The sequence below is a fragment of the Terriglobia bacterium genome (assembly GCA_020073185.1).
Lineage (GTDB): Bacteria > Acidobacteriota > Terriglobia > Terriglobales > Acidobacteriaceae > JAIQGF01.
In genome coordinates this window covers 74,106-94,549 of sequence record JAIQFT010000001.1, presented here as the reverse complement: position 1 = coordinate 94,549, position 20,444 = coordinate 74,106, and the positions used below count along the sequence as shown (strand labels likewise).

Genomic DNA, 20,444 nt, shown 5'->3' with positions numbered 1-20,444 from the left:
TACCGACCCGCCGGAGGCAGCTAGTGACTCCGGTGGCGGTTCAGGTTAGACTTCCCGCCCAACTTCGAGACGTCGCATGGCAACGGGAAAAGCAGAGCGAGCGCTTACCCGGCTGGAGGAGAGCAAACGCCGGTTCGGCGCGGGCGAGGCGGCGCGCACCGAGAAGGCGGTGGCCGCGGCGGGCAAGCTGCGCTTCCGCGACGCGCCATTGCTCATTCGGTTTCATGATGCTTTGCTGTTTCTCCGCGCATTTCCACCAGCGCCCGGTGTGTTACGGCTGAGCGAACGATTGCTTGCGGGCATGTGCACGCGGGTGGAGGAGTTGCGCGCTTCCGGCGCCGACATGTCAGCGTTCGACGATGAATCCGTGTCGGGCATCGCGGGGATTGAGATTGTCGACTCCTTCCCGTACGAAATCGCGACCTGGCTAGCGCAGAAGCATCCGAACCAGGTGGACATTTGCTGGGAGGCGGAGATCGATACGGCGCGGCTGGCGAACACCTGGCCGCGGTTCATCCCGCTGCTGGATGAAGACGGATTGGTCGAGCCGGACGTTCCGTATCGCGAGTGGCTGGAGGCGGCGCGAGGCGAAGAGCGCGAGCTGGCGTGGCTGTTGCGGCAGTTCGCGTCGCTCCCCATCCCGGAGCGCGCCAAGGCGGAGTTATACGAATCGCTGCAACTGCCGGTACAGTGGAACCTCGGAGACCTTCCGGCGAGCCGCACGCTGGCGCGGCGCCCAGTGCGTTCGGTCTTCTATCACGATCATCCGCTGATCCCGCGCGGCGACGTGTCGGTGGCACGGGAGCTGGCGTCGCCGCTGAGGCTGGAAGCACTGTCGCCGCACGAAAGCGCCGAGATCATCAACCTGGGGCGCGAGGTGCTCACCGTACGCTACCGCGGGCTGTACGGCATGACGTTTGGCGCGCCACCGGTGTACCTGGCCGAAGTGGGCCGCGGCACGCAGATTTTCATCTGGGGACTTCCTCCCGAGCGCCGCTTTCCGCTGCGCACCTATGCTTCCGGATTCACGCTGAAGAACGGGGTGCCGATTAACTACCTAGAAGCCATAGCGCTGGCCGACTGGATGGAAATCGGATTCAACGTGTTTTATGCGTTTCGCGAGGGCGAGACCGGGTGGATCTATGCCCAAGTGCTGCGCGCGCTGCGGGCACTGCTCGGCATGAACTGCATTTCGGTGTACCCGTACCAGTTGGGCGCGGACAACGAAGAGGCGATCGCGTCGGGAGCGTTCTGGTTTTATCGCAAGTTGGGGTTTCGCTCCGGCCGTCCCGAACTGGCGGCGCTGGTGGAGGCGGAGGAAAAAAAGATCGCCGCCAAGCCGGGGCATCGCACGCCGGCGCACACCTTGCGCAAACTGGCGGCGGGCCACGTGTTCTTCGAGATGCCGGGCACGCCGCGCGGGGATTGGGACCGCTTCCGGGCGCGCACCCTGGGCGTGGCGGTGGGGCGGCAGATGGCGAAGTCCGGAATGAACGCGGACGCTTATCGGGCGGCGTGCAGCGAGCGGATGGCGTCGGCGGCGAACGTGTCGCTGCATGAACTGACTGCGGATGAGCGCCGTGCGTTCAGCAATCTTGGCCTGGCGCTGGATGCAGGCGCCGACCTCCGCGCGTGGACAGCGGCGGAAAAAGTAAAACTGGTGCAGGTGGTGCGCGCCAAGATGGCGGACGAGGAGTGGGCGTACCTGCGCCTGATGCGGGAGCATCCGCGGCTGCGGCAGGCGATGATCAGGCTGGGAAGCAATTAGCGATTAGCGATCGGTCGCGCGCGAGGGCGAGCGCGCTCCAACAGCCGGGCGTCCGGCCTTTACAATTCTTTACCATCTGCGCCCCTCGTCCCTATTGACAGCAGGCTGATGGCGGCTTAAGCTCCGCCGCACTTTCCGGCGCTGTCCGGCGCGCACGACGGAGGGCAAGCTTCACCTTTCCCTCCGGTGGACACCAGCAGGATTTCCAGACGAAAGGACAACCACATGAAATCGAAGAGACGATGGCTCGTATTCGCTCTGTTGGCGGTCGCCACTCTTACTCAGGCAGCATTGGCAGGCGACCATGACAATCACTGGTTCGCGGCGTGGGCGGGGCCGCAGCAGGATCCGGGCGCCACCGCCAGCACCTTTGCCGCGGGCACGACGGTACGCGAGACGGTCTGGGCGACACTCGGCGGCGACAAGGTCCGGGTCAAGTTCTCGAATGCCTTTGGGGCGCAACCACTGACGATAGGCTCCGCCTCAGTGGGGTTGAAGTCGAGTCCTGCGTCGGTGATTCCCGACACCCTACACGCGCTCACCTTCGGAGGACAGACATCAGCGACTGTGCCCATCCAGGGTTTTGTGTTGAGCGATCCGGTCGATCTTGAGGTGCCCTCGCTCACCGATGTCTCCATCAGTATTTACCTGCCGAACGGATCCGGGGAATCGGCGCAATATCCCGGCTCGCGCAAGATCACCTACATCTCCAGTGGCGGCGATCAGACGTTGGCGATCACCTTGCCGTTCTCCTCGACTGCCGCGAACGGGTATTTCGTCTCCGCGCTGGAGGTACACAATCGTCATGGGCGAGGCGTAATCGCGGCGTTGGGCGATTCCATCGTGGCCGGCGGAGGCAGCGACGCAGAAAACCTCAAGTGGAGCGATCGCCTGGCGGCCCGTATCAACACTCCGCCGAACCATCTTGAAATGGGCGTGCTCGGGCTGGGCATCGGCGGAAATCGCACGCTTTCTGGCGCCACCTCAAACCCGGCGGCGCTGGCGCGCTTCGACCGCGATGTGCTGGGGATGGCCGGACTGACCTACATCATCATGGCCGATGGCATCAACGACTTAGGCTCAACCGCAACGAACCCCAGCAGTCCGCCCAACCCCGAAGACGTGGAGTATGGACTGCGACAGATCGTGGAACGGGCGCATGCACGGGGAGTGAAGGTGATCGGTACCACCATGGGCCCAGCGTGGGGTTTCCGCGGCTACGAAAATATCGATTTCAAGCGCCTGGCGTATAACGCGTGGATGCGTACAGAAGGAGTGAAGATCGTCGATGGTCTGATCGATTTTGACAAGCTCCTCAATGATCCCAACAATCCCTCCCACATGCTGCCGCAGTACCTCACAGATGGAATCCACCCCAACGATGCGGGACACCAGGCCATGGCCGATTTCATCAACCTTCGGTTATTCAGGAACGAAGAAGACGAACACTAGACTAGCGATCAGCATTTAGCGAGTCGTCGCGCTCGAGGGCTAGGGCGTTCCAGCAAGCCATGCGAAGCAAAGCCCAGCATCTCTGTGCCGGGCTTTGCATTTCCTGAAGCCTGACGCCTGCAGCCTGCTAGGTTCCTTCGCTCCAGCTCGCCAGATATTCTTCCTGTTCCGGAGTTAAGCGGTCGATCTTGATGCCCAAGGACTCCAGCTTCAGTTTGGCGACGCGCTTGTCCAGTTCGGCGGGGACAGGGTAGACCTTCTTCTCCAGCGCATTGTGGTTCTTCACCAAGTAATCGACAGAGAGCGCCTGGTCGGCGAAACTCATGTCCATTACCGAGGCCGGGTGTCCTTCGGCGGCGGCGAGGTTGATGAGGCGTCCTTCGCCCAGCAGGTTGATCTTGCGGCCGTCCTTCAGCGAGTACTCCTCGACGAAGTTACGCGTGGTGCGCTTGGACGACGACAACTTCTCCAGCGCCGGGATATCAATTTCGACGTTGAAGTGGCCGGAGTTGCTGATGATGGCGCCGTCCTTCATGTGCTCGAAGTGCTCGGCGCGGATGACGCTCTTGTTGCCGGTGACGGTGCAGAAGACGTCGCCCAAGCGAACCGCTTCCGCCATGGACATGACGCGAAAGCCGTCCATCACCGCTTCCAGCGCGCGGGTGGGATCGACTTCGGTGACGATAACCTCGGCGCCCTGGCCGCGCGCCCGGCTGGCCAGCCCGCGTCCGCACCAGCCGTAGCCGGCAACGACGAATTTGGATCCGGCAAGCAGGAAATTGGTGGCGCGGATGATGCCGTCGATGGTGGACTGGCCGGTGCCGTAGCGGTTGTCGAACAGGTGCTTGGTGTCGGCATCGTTGACGGCGATGATGGGGTAGGCGAGCACCCCTTCCTTGGCCATGGCGCGCAGGCGGATGACGCCGGTGGTGGTCTCTTCCGTGCCGCCGTAGACGCCGTCGAGCACGTCCTTGCGCTTGGTGAGCGCGGTGGTAACCAGGTCGGCGCCGTCGTCCATGGTCAAGTGCGGCTTGTGGTCCAGCGCGGCCATGATGTGCTGGTAGTAGGTCTCGTTGTCTTCGCCCTTGATGGCGAACACGGGCACGCCGTAGTCGCGCACCAGGCAGGCGGCAACGTCGTCCTGCGTGGACAGCGGGTTGGAGGCGCACAGCACCACTTCCGCGCCGCCGTCGCGCATGGTGATGGCCAGGTTGGCGGTCTCCGCAGTGACGTGCAGGCAGGCCGAGATGCGCACCCCCTTTAGCGGCTGCCCCTTAATGAAATCCTTGCGGATGATTTGCAGGACCTTCATCGATTGGTTGGCCCATTCAATGCGCTTCTTGCCAAGATCGGCCAGATCCATGGCCTTAACGTCGCAGACGACTTGAGCAGGTGTGGTTGACATAATCTCCTAAACAGTTTCGAGTTCCGTTTCGGTTTCGAGGATGGAAAACCGGTTGCAACTCGAAACTGAAGCTGAAACTTGTTTTATTCCTTGGCGGCGTGTGCGACGCCGTGCGACGCACCGGCGGCCTGCTCGCGCAGCGCCTTGGCTTTGTCGGTCGCTTCCCAGGTAAAGTCCTTGTCGTCGCGTCCAAAATGGCCGTAGGCGGCCGTCTTGCGGTAGATCGGACGGCGGAGCTTGAGCAAGTCGATGATGCCGCGTGGCGTCAGTTGAAAGTTGGCGCGGATCAACTCCTGGAGCTTGTCGGTCGCGATCTTGCCGGTGCCGAAGGTTTCCACCAGCACGCTGACCGGTTCCGCGACGCCGATGGCGTAGGCGAGTTGGACTTCGCAACGGTCTGCCAGTCCAGCGGCGACGATGTTCTTGGCGATATAGCGCGCCATGTAGGCAGCGGAGCGGTCCACCTTGGTCGGGTCCTTGCCGCTGAAGGCGCCGCCGCCGTGACGTCCCATGCCGCCGTAGGTATCGACGATGATCTTGCGGCCGGTCAGGCCGGTGTCGCCCATGGGGCCGCCGATGACGAAGCGCCCGGTGGGATTGATGTGGTAGATGGTGTCGGCGTCGAGCATTTCGGCAGGAATTACGGCTTGGATAACGTACCTGAGGATGTCGGCGCGCAGCTCTTCGTTGGTGACCGTCTCAGCGTGCTGGGTGGAGACCACAACCGCGTCCACCCGCATCGGCTTCATCTGCTCGTTGTACTCGACCGTGACCTGCGATTTGCCGTCCGGGCGCAGATACGGCAACGTGCCGCTCTTGCGGACCTCGGAGAGTTTGTGGGTGAGCTTATGTGCGAGGGAGATGGGGGTAGGCATTAGTTCGGGGGTCTCGTTGGTGGCGTAGCCGAACATCATGCCCTGGTCGCCGGCGCCGCCGGTGTCCACGCCCATGGCGATATCGCCGGACTGCTTATTGATGCTGGAGATTACGGCGCAGGTGTTGGCATCAAAGCCGTAGAGGGCGTTGTCGTAGCCGATGGAGGTGATAACGCCGCGCACCAGGGTCTGGAAATCCACGTACGCCTTGGTCGTGATCTCGCCGGCGATCACCACCAGGCCGGTGCAGGTAAGCGTCTCGCAGGCCACCCGGCTGTAAGGATCCTGTTCATAACAGGCGTCGAGAATGGCATCCGAAATCTGATCGGCGATCTTGTCGGGATGGCCTTCGGTGACCGACTCCGAGGTGAATAAAAAACGATTCTTGGCTGACACATCAACCTCCTGCTGGCGTTAGGCGCTACGGGCGGGAATGAACCACAGGAAACATATTCAGGTCTCATCCAAAGTAGCAGAGCATACCGCTCGCCGCAACGCCTATGTGATTTCTCCGGCAACCAGGATTAACGCACGAAGCAGCAGAAATTTCTCTCCCCCCTGCATCGAATGGCGGAATTTGGACTCTGAACCGCGACTTGCGGCGCAGGCGCCCTGAGGGCCCGGCGCGCACTGGTGTCGCGCGCTGGAAGGGACCTTCACTGGCGCAGACCGGCGGCGGTGAATTCCACTGTCTTGACCTCCTTGCTTGCACCCAGGGTCGGGACCATCTTGTCGTTGTGGAAGAGCTCGACGCCGGCGGCGTTGCCGGTCTTCAAGACCACGCTGCGCTGCGCGTGCACCGATTTCTCGTCGCCGGCCTGCAGCATGCCCGACATCACCGGTTTGTCGTCGGCGACCAGCGATACCCAGGTGTCTTCCTTGGCCTTGACGCGCACCACGAAACCGCCCGCCGGTTGCGCCCGAGTGGCAGCCGGAAGTGCGACCGCCGTGTCAGGCCGGGCGGCCGGCGGCGCCGCCTTGGACGCAGGCTGCGATGGCTGCTGGCCGGCGGCGCGCACGTGGCGCAAATTCGGTAATCCGTGCTGGGTGTAATAGCGCCAGCCGCCGTACAGCAGCACCGCGATCAGCACCAAGAGCGCGATTGGGATCAGAGGCAGGCGCAAGGGCTCCGAGTAATCGTCCTCGCCGATGAAGATATTTCGGTCCGGCGCGGCGCCGCTGGCGGTGGGTTCCTGCCGCGTGACCTTGCCGGCTGCCTGCGCTTCGGTGAGAGCGGCCAGGTAGTCGGCGACGGCCTGCTCTTCGTCGAGGCCGAGATAGCGGGAGTAGGCGCGCACGAATCCCTTGTTGAAGATACCGCCGGGCAGCCTGTCGAAGTCCTGTTCTTCCAGGGCACGCAAGGAACGGGTGCCGATCTTGGTCGCCTCGGCTATTTCTTCCAGCGTGATGCCGCGCATCTCGCGTTCGCGCTGTAGTCGCTCACCAAACGATCCCACGCACACATCCTTCAAGGTAGGGTACACCGACCGCCCAAATGGGTGAGAGTAAGAGCGCGGCCATCATAGGTTTGGCGCTTGGCAGTGTCAAAGAAAAAACCGTAAACTCACCTGCACCAGACAGTTCCGGGTCACTGGCCCGAGCCGGGGAACTTGGAGTATCGCATCTGGCGATTGTATGGCGGAGAATAAACCTTATAATGCGACCAGTTCGCCGACCGGCGCGCCGACCCACGATATGAGCGAGGCCACTGCCACCGACCGCAAACGGCATCTGCAGGAGCTATCCATCTTCCATGAAGTGGCCAAGGCCCTGACGTCTTCGCTCAATCTGGATTCCATCCTGCAAACCATCATGGAGAAGGTGGCAGAGTACTTCTGCCCCGACACCTGGTCGCTGCTGATGGTGGATGAGACGGTCGATGAACTCTACTTCGCCATCGCCGTGGGCGACGCGGCCGACGCGCTGCGCTCGGTGCGCCTCAAGATGGGGGAAGGCATCGCGGGATGGGTGGCCAAGCACGGCGAGCCGCTCATTGTCCCCGACGTTTACACCGACCCGCGTTTTGCCAAGCGCATTGACGAAATGACCAAGTGGCAGACGCGCTCCATAATTTGCATACCGCTGAAAGCCAAGCACCGCGTGTTGGCCGTCATCCAGCTTATCAACGTGCCCATGTCGAGCTTCAGCGACAGCGAGATGTTCTTCCTGCGCGCCATCTGCGACTACGCCGCCATCGCCATTGATAACGCACGCGCCGTGGAGCGGATCCAGGAACTCACCATCACCGACGACTGCACCGGCCTGTACAACGCGCGCCACCTCTACAAGACGCTGGAATCGGAGGTCTACCGCTCGGCGCGCTTTGGCTACGAGTTCACCGTGCTGTTCATCGACCTGGACCACTTCAAGCAGGTCAACGACACGCACGGCCACCTGGTCGGAAGCAAGCTGCTGGCGGAGATCGGCTACACCATCAAGAGCCACCTGCGGCTGATTGATTTCGCCTTCCGCTACGGCGGCGACGAGTTTGTCGTGCTGCTGCCGCAGACCGGGAAAGATTCGGGACTGATCGTCGCCCGCCGCCTGCTGGAATCCTTTCGCAAGGGGACGTTCCTGAAGGACGAGGGATTGAACCTCAACATCCGCGCCTCGATCGGCGTTGCCGCCTATCCCGAAGACGCCAAGAGCGCGCACGAAATCATCCGCCAGGCCGACGAGATGATGTACGAGGTCAAGAACTCCACCCGCGACAACATCGCGGTGGCCCAGCACGGGATGCTGAGGTGATGGCAGATTGAGGATCTCAGCGGGGTTCCCATTTCGGCACTCAGTACAAAACGAAACCGTGGCCCATTTTATTTGACCCGCCCAGCCGGTTTTTTGTCCCGCAACAGGTAAAAATCCGAATGGAGGCTCGCCCCTGCCGCTGGCTTCCAGCGAGTGCCGGGTTTGACCGCGAAACACTGGCGCGCGAGCGGCGATTCTCGCAGGAGTGAACTGCGCGTCGAGGCGCCGAGCGTATGCCAACCTACACCGTTTCGTGGAAAGTGCAGGCACGAGTGGACGCCCCGAGTTGCCGGGACGCGGCCATTGCCGCGTTAAAGGAATATCGATACAGCCCACAAGGCATTCCGAGCGTCTGCGTGCAGGAGGAAAACGGCGAACGGCACGACATCATTCTCTCCGGATTTCCTTATTTTCTGATTACCGACCGCGAGAATGAAGTCCTTCGCTTGCTGGCCATGGGATACGACAACGCTGCCATCGCCGCCGAACTCCACCTCACCGAGCGCACCGTGAAGAACCGCCTCGGCAGGTTGATGCAGAAAGTCGGCGTCCGCAACCGCGTGCAACTCGTTGTCGCCGCAGCCGAGGCCGATGCCGGCCACCGAGCGCAACAACGCGACATGTCCCGTTACCGGGCCGCGCTCGATGCCCTGGGGCCCAAGCGCAAGAGCATTGCGGCGCTGGTGCGCAACGGCCTGACCAACCGCGACATCGCGCAAGCGCTCGGCAACACCGAGGGCACCATCAAGGGATACCTGACGGATATCTACGATGCGCTCGGGGTCTCCACTCGCTTGGAACTGGCCAACTGGATGGTGTCGCTGGGGCTCGATGCCGATGAGGCATCGGATCTCGCAAACGGTTGGCAAGGTATTGATGTAACTGCCGCAAGCCTGGAGGAGGGCAGGAGGACACGTGGAAATTTCAAAGCACTGATCCGACAAGCTCCTCCCCGTTCACCTGCCGCACCGCGGCCGCGACCCAGTGATTGGCGTCGTGACGTCCGGACAATCTTATCGGCAGATAGTTGTCGGTGAGCGCCTCGGTCGATTCCGCGTCACCCACGCGCAGCGTGATCGCCGGCAAATCGCGTCCGATAAATGACTCCATGAACGCGCGCTTCTTTTCCGCCGCCAGTTCGCGCAGGATGCGGTTGCGTTCGCGCGCCATCTGCACCGGCACCTGGTTGGGCATGGCCGCCGAGCGCGTCCCCGGACGCGAGGAATACGTGAACACGTGCAGATAGGTAAGCGGCAGGGCATCGATCATATGCCGCGTGGCTTGAAAATCTGCGTCGCTCTCGCCGGGAAAACCGACCATCACGTCGGCGCCGATGGCCGCCGCCGGCATGGCGTCGCGGATGCGCCGGATTTTTTCCGCGTAGTGCCACGGCCGGTACTTGCGGTGCATGGCGCGCAAGACGCGGTCGCTGCCAGACTGCATGGGCACGTGGGCATGCTGGGCAATGCGCTGGCAGCCCGCGGCCAGCTCGATCAGTTCCTCGGTCCAGTCCATCGGCTCGACCGAACTGATGCGCAGCTTCTCCAACTCGGTGCGCTGCACGATGGCACGCACCAGGTTGGCGAAGCGGTCGGGGGTGTCGAAATCGCGTCCCCACCGCCCCAGGTTGATGCCGGAGATCACCAACTCGCGAAATCCTGCGTCCACCAATGCGCCAACTTGCGCCACGACTTCGTCGGTGGGCAGCGACCGGCTGGCCCCGCGCACCGAGGGAATAATGCAGAACGAGCAGCGGTTGTCGCAGCCGTCCTGCACTTTCAAGTTGGGACGCGTCTTGTCCGCGCCGCCATCGAACACCGGCGCCGCCAGCAGTTGGGTGTGCGCGAAGATGTCGCCGACCATCATCGGCGCGATCGTCCTGTCCTCCGCCGGCGAAATCTCCTGCCACGGCACGAACCCGTCGGCGCCGCATACCACGTCGCCGACGTGCTGTTTGTGCGAGTTTCCGACCACCCAGCTCACGCCCGGCAGCGCCGCCAGTTCTTCGGGGGCGCGCTGCGCATAGCAGCCGGTGAGCAGGATTTTGCAGGCGGGATTCTTGCGATGGATCCTGCGGATCGCGGCGCGCACGTCCTGGTCCGCCGACGCCGTCACGGTGCAGGAGTTCAACACCACCACATCGGCGCACAGCGGGCCATCGGCACGCCCCAGGCCGCGCTCGCGAAGCTGTCGTTCGATGGCGGCGCCATCGGCCTGCGTGGCGCGACAGCCGAAGTTTTCCACGTGGTAGCTGGTCACGAGTGCTATTATACGGGCAAGTTTTCCCACGATCCCGCTGCGCCATTTGCGCCAGCGTGCATTGCATCGCGGGCTTCGGCAAGCGGTTCTCCGTGGGGGGTCAATGCCATGAAACGCCGCATTCTGTTGGTGGATGATGAACTCGCCATACTGCTCACCCTCAAAGCCATCCTGGAAATTAACGGCTTCGAAGTGGAGACCGCCTCCTCGGGAGGCGAGGCGATGCAGAAGCTGGAGGGCGCCGTCTATCATATGGTCATCACCGACATGAGCATGGAAACCGAGACTGCCGGCTATGACGTGATCCGCGCCGCCCAGCAGAAACCCTACAATCCCGCCACCTCTATCCTCACCGCGTATCCCTCCCTGGGCAGCGACTGGAAGAGCCAGGGCGCGCAATCGCTGCTGGTCAAACCGGTGAACACGCAGGATCTGCTGCGGCAGATTGAAGCGCTGCTGATAACGCACGAAGACCAGAAGCGCGCCAGCGCCCCCGCCACCAACCGAGCCGCATCATCCGCGCGAACGACGCGCAACCAAGTCAAAAAGGCCGGCTAAGACGTTTCCACAGATGCCGTAACCGGGGCTGAAGCCCTTATCGTTTTCAGCTCGCGTTTCGCCGGGCTAAAGCCCGGCAGTTCCACCGTAGGACATGCGGCTACACCGATTGTGGAACCGCTCTCAACGCTCCGGCTCAGCGCATGGTGAGAACCAACTTTTCAGCTTGAGAAGTTGCAAATCCGCACGCGGATGCGGGCGGGCGAGACTCGGCCTCCGCGGAAGCCTGGGCGGGCGTCCTACAATCTTGGCCCCGTCAGAAGCCAGTCAGCAGGTCAGGCGCTGGCTGCTGAACTCCGCTTCGACTGAAAACATTCCCGGCAAAATACCGGGCGTCCCTGCGTCGGTTTAAACGGCACCGTGGTTTCTTTTCCGCACTGCGAACAGACGGTCCGGGTCTCCACCTTGGGATAGCTACCTGGCGTGGCCGTACCCAGCATGCCGGCGCGTTTTGCCTTGCACGGCTTGCAACGCTTGGGTTCGTTCTTGAACTGCTTGTCGTGGAAGAACAACTGCTCCCCCGCCGTGAACACGAACTCGGCACCGCAGTCGATGCACTTGAGAATCTTGTCCTGGAATTCCATGGAAACTTGCTCCCTTCAGGGTCTCCATCCCGCACCGCCTCCCAGCGCGAGATGGCCTGAGCCGTTAGTCCCACCCGCGAGCGTCCTCAGTTACGCGCCGCAGGATGCTGCTTGGCACATAGCCCAGCGCTGCCAGGTTTGGCGGCGCTTACACGCAATGATTCCCATACTGAATATGAATGCTACCGCCTCGGTGCGGCGGAATATAAAAAGAACGGGCCGTCAGGGGGAGACACAGCGGCCCGTGTTGTTTCGCTTATTCCTGCTCCTTACGCGCCTTCTTCCGGCTCCGCTTACGTGCCAGAGCCTCCTTGGCGCGCTTCTTCTCGCCCGGCTTGAGGTAGAAGGAGTGCCGCTTAACCTCCTTGATGATGTCCTCCTGCTGGACCTTGCGCTTGAATCGCCGTAGGGCGTTTTCTAACGATTCGCCTTCCTGTATGCGAACTTCGGCCAAGTGCGACGACACCCCCAAACCAGCCCAGTAGGACTGGGGTAGTTATCCCAAGCTTTGACTATCAAAGTCAAGCGCCATCTGCATTGCATCGGGCACAGTCCAAAATGAAACAACCATAAGCAACTAGCCGTTAGCGATTAGCAATTAGCTATTAGCAATCAAATAAGAGATGCAGCCGCCGCTTTTCGCCCTGCCGAACCCCGGCGGTGACGGGCGAGCGAGGCTAACATACGCTGTACTTCCAGAACGCCGTTCTGTAGTTGCTCGTAATTTGCAGCCGGCAGTAAACCGAGACCTTCGCGGCCGTGTTCGTTTTGCGGCACTTACGGACGGCCTGAAGGCCGTCGGCTTCAAAGAATGGAACTTAATCAAACGTTCCCCAATCGCTAAAAGCTGACTTTCACCCCAAACTGCACCTGCCTCGGCGCATAAGCGCTGGTTGGGGAAAGAAATCCGCGCGACTGACGAAACGAAGCCGGATATTGCTTTCCTCCCACAGTGACATCGCTCTGCACAAAGTTCGCCGCAGTATTCAAGAATCCGTCCTCGCTAATGTCCACCCTCTTATTGGCCCGGTTCATCAAATTGAAGCTCTCCGCCAGAAACTCCATCTTCCAGCGGTCGTATACCACGAACCGTCTCGCCACACGGAGGTTTACGCTCATGTAATTCGGCCCAGTAAAGGAATTCCGGCGATACCCCGGCAGGCGGTCGTTGTAGGTATTGCCGTCCCCATTGGCATCGCCGACGATGCGTGCGCTCATCGGACGCCCGCTGCCGGCGGTGACCACGCCGGCGAAGCGCCAGTCATTGAACATCCAATGCAAAGTGGGGTGGTCGCGATGGAACGGCCGTGGCTCCGCCGTGAATGCCACCACAAAACGATGGCGCTGGTCGGTAGTGCTCGGCCCGCGCTCCAGGGTTGGCGCGTAGGAGTTCTCCACCGTCGCCGGGCGACCGACGACCAGCGCGTCCTGTCCGTCATCGATGGCGTGCGCCCAGGTGTAGGCCAAGCGTAACCCGAATCCACGATGCATGCGCCGGCGCATCGAGATGGTGAGCCCGTGATAGATGCTGGTGGCCGCGCTCTCGAAGACCGTCACCGAGCCAAGCTGCGGCATAGGGCGCTGCACTTCGCCCAAGCACGGCGGAAACGGGCAGGTCAGCGATTTCGTTGTCTCCCAGGTCGCGAATGAATCCACCACGTAGTAGCCGAGCAGGTTGGCGCCAGAATCGTCATACAGCGGGTAGGTGACCGGCGTGGGCGGCGGCAGGTTAACGTCGCGCGCCCGGATCAGGTGCATGCCGCGCACATACAAGTAACTCACGCCGATGGCGGTGCGAGTGGCGACCTCCTTCTCCACGCTCAGGCTGGTCTGCTGCACCACCGGGGTCTGGAAATTGTGCGCAAAGGCCGAGACCTCGGTCGTCATCTTGCTCAGCAGTTCCGGCGGCGGCGCGCACGACAGCAGCGCACTCGGGTACGCCGGGAACAGCGGACGATCTTCCTGGCGTGCGCTGGTCAGCAGCAGGTGCATGCGCCGATCGCCGTTGTCGGTCTCGATGGCCGAGGTGTACATGGAAGGGATGCGCGTGTAGAACAGCCCGTAGCCGCCGCGGATGACGAACGGGCGCCGGTCGCCGATCGAATAGGCGAATCCCGCCCGCGGCGCGATGTTGTTGCGGTCCACCGGCACGCGTCCCGAATCGCGGAAGTAGTAGTTTGAGACAAGTTCGTCGGTGCGGAATGCCTGGAAGTCGTAACGCAGGCCCAGCATCAACGCCAGATGATCGGTAACTCGGATGGTGTCCTGCGCAAAGGCGGCGTACTCGGTGGCGTCCGGATGCGACACGGCCGTCCCGAAGTTCTGGATGTAGTAGTGTGGCACCATGTGCGCGTAGGCGCGCAGCGGGGTGATGCGCATGCCGTAGGTCTGCGGCGCGAAGCTCCAGGGATCGACCGTAACGTCATCGAAAATGTATTCCCCGCCGAACAGTGAAGGGAAGAAGTTGTAGACCCAGGTCTTGAGGAAGTCGCCGCCGAACTTGAAGGAATGCCGCCGTCCGGACAAGGCCAGTGCCTCGGCTGCGTGCAGGCGGTGCTCGCGCGTCGCGCGCGGCAAGATCGAGGACCGCCCGAAACCATCCATCACGCCATAAATGCGGGTCAGCGGATAGGCCGAGTTGGCGAACGACTGCTGCAGGTCGCGCGAAAGCTGGATGCGAAAGTGGCTGGTCAGGCGGTTGGTCAGTGCGCTGGCGAGCGTGGCGGAAGCCGTCTCCGTGGCCACGTTCTCTTCCCCGTTCTCGCTGAGCGCGTACGTCGTGATCGGACTGGCGGGATCGAAAAAGACGTTGTTCGCGCCGTAATAGCGCGAGGTGTTCACCCGCGCGCTCAGATGATGCCGCGGCGTGATCGCCACGTCCACCTTGGCGAACGCCGCGTTGCCCAGCAGGCGCGAGCGGAACTCCCCGCCCATCTTCGAGAGCGCCTGCGCGGTGGCCATCACCAGCGGGTAATCGCCGTACGCGAAGTCGTTCACCGACGGCATCAGCGCCGAGTAGCCGTTCAGGAATTGCACCACCGCCGGCACCTGGAAGACGTGCTGGTCGAAGCCGGCGAAGAAAAACGCCCGGTTCCTCTTGATCGGGCCGCTGAGCGTGCCGCCGAACTGGTGCTGCCGGTCCTGGGGTTTGAATCCGACATACGCCGGAGTGGCATTGAAGCTGCTGTCGCGCAAGTAGTAGAACCCGGTACCGTGAAAGTGATTCGAGCCGCTGCGCGTCACCACGTTGATCACCGCGCCGCCGGCCCGGCCCAGTTCCGCCCCATAGCTGTTCGAGGAAACGCGGAACTCCTGCACCACCTCGTTGCTGAACTGGTAGGGTGCGCGGTAACGCCCCCGCGCCTGCGCGAAGAAGGCGTTGTTGTTGTCGGAGCCATCCACCAGGTAACTGGAATAAACGCCGCGAATTCCTCCGTAGGAAAGATCGCCGTTGGTCGCCGAGGTGAGCGAGCGCGGGTCTTGCGTCATGTTCGGGGTGAGCAGCGCCAGGTCGGCAAAACGGCGCCCGTTCAGCGGCAGGTCGGAGATGTCTTCCTGGTTGAGGACGGCGGAAAAGGCGCTGGTCTCGGTAGCGACCGTGCCCGCTTCGGCGGCGACCTCCACCGTCTGGCGCGCGGTTTGCAGGCGCAGCCGCAGGGTTAACTCGACCGTGCCTCCGACCTCGACCCGCGCGGCCTGCTGCAGCGGCGCCATGCCCGGCGCTTCCACGCGCACCGAATATTCCCCCGGCGTGAGCAGCGCGACGGTGAACCCGCCTTCATCATTGCTGACCGTCGCGCGCGAAAATCCTTGGGCCGAGTCGGTCACGACCACGCGCGCCCCTACCATGCGCGCACCGGCTGCGTCTTCGACGATCCCGCGAATCGCGCCCGTGGCCGAGTCCTGGGCAAAGGCACGAGAGGTCAGGCAAACGCAGAGAGCGCAGGCGATAAGAAACACGGTGGCGCGCGCCCGCCCTCGCCCGGAGCCCCGCTGGGCTGGTCGAGCGCAGCCTTGAGCCTTGCGGAGTGAGCCTTGCGCCTCTTCCACCCGTTCTCCTGGGGGAAAACAGCTTTCCTATAGCACGGGCCACGCCTCACCAGCCCTGAAATCGCTTCCTTTAATGGATTCGTTCCTGATTTGGAACACCTTTGTTCTCGATCTAGAACACACGAGTGGTCTTCGCCCAGTCGAGTCGCGGGAGCCGGTGGTGCGCGCGCTGGAGGACTGGCCAGTTCAGCTTCCGGACGTTGTGTGGCGGCTTCTCATGTCCGCGGGGGAGGTTGTTCGTGCTGAAGCGGGGGGTCTGTCACTTGCTACGCCGGCCGTTGCAAGGGAGGGATCCTGGATCGTGGTTCGGCTGCACGCGCAGACCGCCGACGCGAATCTCCAACCGCAGTGCCTTAGGCTTATCGACGAAATGGAAGGTTGCCGTCCGTCGGCCTGTCCGATGAACGGGTTGAACGATAATGTGGGCTGACGGTCCTGTACATCTTCCCGGGCATTCGATTTCTCCGCGGGCGTGGAGAATTGGGTTTGGGAGCCGGCGGTTCGTAGTGGGGCGAAGTGAGCACCACCCCGATGCCCACGCATACCAGCAAGAGTGCCAGAGCGAGAAACGACTGATCCATCCCCAGTTTGTACGTCGGCCCGCGACCCCGCCCCAAGCTTTTCCTGTCTTTTTACAAGTGCCTCAAACCTGTTTTGGTAGTAGTCCCAAAACCGGAAGGCCGGGGAGCACACGGAGGATGCAGCGGAAGCTCAAAAAAGAGAAAAAGAGAGCCTCTGCGCGTCCTCGGTTTCCTCTGCGTTCCTCCGCGCTAAGTCCGGGCACTCGAAACTCACGGCTCGCAACCGGCAACTCGGTCATGCTATGTTCTTTACCTTTCGCGCCATGATCCGAAGCTACAAAGGCACGACCCCGCGCGTTCCCGCCACCGCCTTCGTGGACGACTCCGCCCAACTGATCGGCGATGTCACCTTGGGCCAGCACGCCAGCATCTGGATGAACGCGGTGCTGCGCGGCGACGTCCACTACATCAAGGTCGGCGCCCACACCAACGTTCAGGACAACAGCGTGCTGCACGGCATGAAGGAGCAGTGGCCGGTGGAGGTGGGCGAGTGGGTCACCGTCGGCCACTCGGTCACGCTGCACGGCTGCGTGGTTGAAGACCGCTGCCTGATCGGCATGGGCGCCATCATCCTAAACGGCGCGCGCGTCGGTAAGGGCTCAATCATCGCCGCCGGCACGGTGATTGCCGAGAACACCATCGTTGAACCCAGCTCGTTGTGGATGGGCGTTCCCGGCCGCTTCCGCAAGAAACTTGGCCACGACGACGAGCAGACCATCATGGCCTACGCCCAGCGATATCTTGAGTACAAGGAGTCGTACCTGCGGGAGAAGAGGTAATCCCGGTTACAACATGGAGCCGTGCTGCTAAAGGTTGTGGTCCATAAAGCGGAGGAAGGCGGTTCTTGGGCGGAAGTGCCCGCCATTCCCGGATGTGCCAGCCAGGGCGAAACAATGGATGAAGTACAGGCAAATGTCCGCGAGGCGGTCGAGGGATGTCTCGCCGTCGACGTGGAGGACGCGAAGAAGACCGGCCACGATGAGGTGATCGAAATCACCCTATGAAAGCCCGCCGCTGACAACCGCTTTCCGCTGTGCTACCTTTTTCTCCCGTTGCCGCACCATGCGCCGCCTGACCCTGATATTCGCTGCGCTCCTGGCTTGTGTTGTTCCTCTCTCCGGACAGGAACCCATCGAGGACCGTGCCCAGCGCCTCAAAGCGGAAGACATTCCCCTGCTCACGGAAAAGGCCAATGCCGGCGACCTGGAGTCCCAGGGGTTGCTCTGGCAGGCCTACCGCCGCGGGTACGGCGTTCCCAAGGATCTCGCCAAGGGTGTTCCCTGGCTGCGCAAGGCCGCCGAGCAGGGCAGCCCGCGCGCGCAAAATGAATTGGCCGAGCTTTACCGCCATGGAGTGGGCGGCCTGCCGCAGGACCCGGCTGAGGATTTCAAGTGGTCGCTGAAGGCTGCCGAGCACGGCCACCTCGTCGCCCAACTCAACGTCGGCGTGTATTACCGGGACGGCATTGGCGTCAAACAGGACCTGCAGCAGGCGCGCTTCTGGCTCACCAAGTCGGCCGAGGGCGGCTTCTCCCACGCGCAATGGGCTCTCGGCAAGCTCTATCTGGAAGGCACCGGCGTCCCACCCGACCGCGCCCTGGCCGAGCGCTGGTTCACCAAGGCCCTCGCTCAGGGGCATCCTGGGGCAATGAACTTTCTAGCCAGAATGCACACCGGGCCGACGGGAGTGCCTTCCGACCCTGTCCTGGTCTTCGATTTGTACCGCGCCGCGGCGGACCGGGGCTCGCAGTTTGCACAATTCGAGCTCGGCAACATCTACCGCGCCGGATATCTCGGCGCGCCCGATTATCCCCAGGCATTGGCGTGGTACCAACGGGCGTCCAGCGCCCGCTACGCACCCGCCGACCTCGCCCTCGGCGAAATGTACGAGCAAGGGCAGGGCGTACCCGCCGACTTCAACCAGGCGCTCTCGCGTTACCAGCGCGCCGCCGGTTTCGGCGTGTACCGCGCCTTGCTCAAGCTCGGCGAGATCAACCGCGACGGCCGTAACCAGCCTCCCGACCTGGTCGCCGCCGCCATGTGGTTCACTATCGCCGGCAAGATGGGCGGCGGAGAGGGCCAGAATGCGCAGCAGCAGTTAAACGCGCGCCTCTCCGACGCACAGCGCCAGATGGCCGCCGCCCGCACTAACACCTGGATAGTCGAGCATCCCGACGCCATGCGGCAGCAGCCGGGAAGATTTGAATTCCAGGAATACACCTTAGCTGAGTATCCCACCGACTGGCCCAAGCTCCCGCCTTCCACTCCCCAGGACCGCGCCTACGCTCTGCAGCTCACGCGCAAGCTCGAGCAGGACCCGCTCTCCCTCGATGCCGCCGCCGGCCGCGCCTGGCTGGAACGCTGGTGGTGGGGAATTCCGGATATCGAAGTCCGCTATTGCAATTTCATTGACCCGCCCGATCACCAGCCCTACCAGCATTCCCAGATCCTCTATTACCAGATCGCATTTTCCGAGGGCGCCTACATCCTGGAGCAGCTCGCGCAACCTCGCGATTGGCCCGCTTCGTACCTGGCCGGCATGCAGGGCGCCCTGCGCGCGTATGAATCCATTCTTCGCCAGCAGCCCTCGGATAAGTCCCGTTGGCTCGACAGCCTGCTGGAAATGCGCGACCGCGGCGATTTGCCCGACGCCGTCCGCCAGCTCGCCGCCGACCGCGGCTGCAAGTGATCTCGCACGGCGGCATTTCGCCCGCATTCGCCGGTGCGGTACATTAGCTATTTTGGTCTGGATGCTTGCCGCCGACTGAAACCGAAACTCGAAATTGAGACTGATGATTAAGTCTGTCCGAGGAACCCGCGACCTGCTACCGCCGGAGACGGCGCTGTGGAACTTTGTCGAGGCCACCGCCCGCGACGTCTTCCGCGATTACAACTTCCAGGAAATCCGCACCCCCGTTTTCGAGGACCTCGCGCTGTTCCAGCGCTCCGTGGGCGAAGAAACCGACATCGTATCGAAAGAGATGTTTGCCTGGCAGGACCGCGGCCGCGCCGAGAGCGACAAAGGCCAGTGGCTGGCGCTTCGCCCCGAAAACACCGCCGGCGTTGTTCGCGCCTACATCGAGCACAAGCTGTGGGAACGTCCCGGGGTGCAGAAGCTGTTCTACATCGGACCGCAATTCCGCCGCGAGCGTCCGCAGAAGGGCCGCTATCGCCAGTTCTACCAGATCGGCGCCGAGGCCATCGGCCCGCCCGCCGCCGGCAGCGAGTCCCCCGCCCGCGACGCCGAAGTGCTGGAAATGTTGGCCACGCTGCTCGACCGCCTCGGCATCCAGGGCTGGACGCTGCAGTTGAATACCGTGGGCTGCGCCAACGACCGCCCACGCTACCACGAAGCTCTGCGGGCCGCGCTCGCGCCCGTGGTCGCCCGCATGTGCGACGACTGCCAGCGCCGTGCCGTCACCAACCCGCTGCGCGTCTTCGACTGCAAAGTCCCCGCAGACCAGCCCATCATCGCCAAGCTTCCCAGCATCGCCGACTATCTCGACGACTCCTGCCGCACGCATTTTGCCGAAGTGCAGCGCATTCTCGCCGCCCTCAACGTTCCTTTTGTGCTGAACGATCGGCTGGTCCGCGGCCTGGACTACTACGAGAAAACCGCTTTCGAGTTCACGCATGGGTCGCTGGGAGCGCAGAACGCGATCCTGGGCGGCGGGAGGTATGACGGGTTGTCGGAAACGCTGGGCGGGCCGAGGGCGCCGGGGATCGGGTTCGCGATCGGCGAGGACCGGCTGATTCTCTCCTTGAAGGAATCCGCCGAGGCGCTGGCCAAGAAGCCGGACGCTTACCTCGCTCCATTGGGTCCGGGTATGAATGCCGAAGCGGCGAAGTTGGCGCGCGATTTGCGGCGTCACGACCTGATTATCGAACTCGGCGACGAAAGCTTCCGCCTGAAGAAGTCGCTGGAGACGGCAAGCAAGATCGGGGCGCGCTATGCGGTAATCGTCGGCGAAAATGAGGTCAAGGCCGACGCGTTCGCGCTGAAGAAGCTCTCCACCGGCGAGCAGGTAACGGTGCCGCGAACGGAACTGCCCGGTCGAATTCAACGATAAGATTCCGTTTCAGGAAACACACCCCATTTGCCAAGCCGTGGGCAGATGTGGGACACCCTCGGCACGATTGTCGCGTGTAGAATTGTGAATTCGCG

At 62.6% G+C, this 20,444-nt stretch carries 16 protein-coding genes; 9 read left to right on the top strand and 7 right to left on the bottom strand.

What is annotated here, in order from left to right; all coding sequences use genetic code 11:
• Window positions 1-76: 76 nt before the first annotated feature.
• Together LAN64_00415 and LAN64_00410 are read left to right on the top strand one after the other, a co-directional pair.
• Window positions 77-1,768 carry a hypothetical protein gene (locus LAN64_00415; protein ID MBZ5566291.1) on the top strand — a complete coding sequence of 564 codons (1,692 nt, stop codon included), beginning with the start codon at window positions 77-79 and terminating at the stop codon, window positions 1,766-1,768.
• 225 nt (window positions 1,769-1,993) lie between these two features.
• The gene (locus LAN64_00410) at window positions 1,994-3,220 is read left to right on the top strand and encodes a hypothetical protein (GenBank protein MBZ5566290.1); all 1,227 of its coding nucleotides are present in this window, start codon (window positions 1,994-1,996) and stop codon (window positions 3,218-3,220) included.
• 127 nt (window positions 3,221-3,347) lie between these two features.
• Here LAN64_00410 and ahcY read toward each other — a convergent pair whose 3' ends face one another.
• From ahcY to LAN64_00395, 3 genes are all read right to left on the bottom strand, one after another.
• The gene (gene ahcY / locus LAN64_00405) at window positions 3,348-4,625 is read right to left on the bottom strand and encodes an adenosylhomocysteinase (protein ID MBZ5566289.1); all 1,278 of its coding nucleotides are present in this window, start codon (window positions 4,623-4,625) and stop codon (window positions 3,348-3,350) included.
• 83 nt (window positions 4,626-4,708) lie between these two features.
• The gene (gene metK / locus LAN64_00400) at window positions 4,709-5,896 is read right to left on the bottom strand and encodes a methionine adenosyltransferase (protein MBZ5566288.1); all 1,188 of its coding nucleotides are present in this window, start codon (window positions 5,894-5,896) and stop codon (window positions 4,709-4,711) included.
• Between the two features lie 260 nt (window positions 5,897-6,156).
• Window positions 6,157-6,957 (bottom strand): helix-turn-helix domain-containing protein, encoded by an 801-nt coding sequence (locus LAN64_00395; protein MBZ5566287.1) that lies wholly within the window; start codon window positions 6,955-6,957, stop codon window positions 6,157-6,159.
• A 238-nt stretch (window positions 6,958-7,195) separates the two neighbouring features.
• Between LAN64_00395 and LAN64_00390 the strand changes: the two genes are divergently transcribed.
• A complete protein-coding gene (locus tag LAN64_00390) occupies window positions 7,196-8,248 on the top strand; it encodes a sensor domain-containing diguanylate cyclase (protein ID MBZ5566286.1) in 1,053 nt (350 codons plus the stop codon).
• 272 nt (window positions 8,249-8,520) lie between these two features.
• Window positions 8,521-9,285 (top strand): LuxR C-terminal-related transcriptional regulator, encoded by a 765-nt coding sequence (locus LAN64_00385; GenBank protein MBZ5566285.1) that lies wholly within the window; start codon window positions 8,521-8,523, stop codon window positions 9,283-9,285.
• On the opposite strand, the gene mtaB is transcribed toward LAN64_00385, so the two are convergent.
• Window positions 9,173-10,507, bottom strand: coding sequence for a tRNA (N(6)-L-threonylcarbamoyladenosine(37)-C(2))-methylthiotransferase MtaB (gene mtaB, locus LAN64_00380; protein ID MBZ5566284.1), 1,335 nt, complete (start codon window positions 10,505-10,507; stop codon window positions 9,173-9,175). The genes LAN64_00385 and mtaB overlap by 113 nt on opposite strands.
• Window positions 10,508-10,615: 108 nt before the next feature.
• Between mtaB and LAN64_00375 the strand changes: the two genes are divergently transcribed.
• Window positions 10,616-11,065 (top strand): response regulator, encoded by a 450-nt coding sequence (locus LAN64_00375; protein ID MBZ5566283.1) that lies wholly within the window; start codon window positions 10,616-10,618, stop codon window positions 11,063-11,065.
• A 275-nt stretch (window positions 11,066-11,340) separates the two neighbouring features.
• On the opposite strand, the gene LAN64_00370 is transcribed toward LAN64_00375, so the two are convergent.
• The 3 genes from LAN64_00370 to LAN64_00360 form a co-directional block, all read right to left on the bottom strand.
• Window positions 11,341-11,649 (bottom strand): zinc-ribbon domain containing protein, encoded by a 309-nt coding sequence (locus LAN64_00370; protein ID MBZ5566282.1) that lies wholly within the window; start codon window positions 11,647-11,649, stop codon window positions 11,341-11,343.
• 256 nt (window positions 11,650-11,905) lie between these two features.
• Window positions 11,906-12,103, bottom strand: coding sequence for a 30S ribosomal protein S21 (rpsU, locus tag LAN64_00365; GenBank protein MBZ5566281.1), 198 nt, complete (start codon window positions 12,101-12,103; stop codon window positions 11,906-11,908).
• Window positions 12,104-12,489: 386 nt separating this feature from the next.
• Window positions 12,490-15,699, bottom strand: coding sequence for a TonB-dependent receptor (locus LAN64_00360; protein MBZ5566280.1), 3,210 nt, complete (start codon window positions 15,697-15,699; stop codon window positions 12,490-12,492).
• A gap of 844 nt (window positions 15,700-16,543) precedes the next feature.
• Here LAN64_00360 and LAN64_00355 point away from each other — a divergent pair.
• From LAN64_00355 to hisS, 4 genes are all read left to right on the top strand, one after another.
• The gene (locus LAN64_00355; GenBank protein ID MBZ5566279.1) at window positions 16,544-17,059 is read left to right on the top strand and encodes a gamma carbonic anhydrase family protein; all 516 of its coding nucleotides are present in this window, start codon (window positions 16,544-16,546) and stop codon (window positions 17,057-17,059) included.
• Window positions 17,060-17,080: 21 nt separating this feature from the next.
• On the top strand, window positions 17,081-17,284 hold the full coding sequence (locus tag LAN64_00350) for a type II toxin-antitoxin system HicB family antitoxin (GenBank protein ID MBZ5566278.1): 204 nt from the start codon (window positions 17,081-17,083) through the stop codon (window positions 17,282-17,284).
• 58 nt (window positions 17,285-17,342) lie between these two features.
• Window positions 17,343-18,968 carry a sel1 repeat family protein gene (locus LAN64_00345; protein MBZ5566277.1) on the top strand — a complete coding sequence of 542 codons (1,626 nt, stop codon included), beginning with the start codon at window positions 17,343-17,345 and terminating at the stop codon, window positions 18,966-18,968.
• Window positions 18,969-19,071: 103 nt separating this feature from the next.
• Complete coding sequence (gene hisS, locus LAN64_00340) at window positions 19,072-20,349, top strand: histidine--tRNA ligase (protein MBZ5566276.1); 1,278 nt, start codon at window positions 19,072-19,074, stop codon at window positions 20,347-20,349.
• Window positions 20,350-20,444 lie beyond the last annotated feature (95 nt).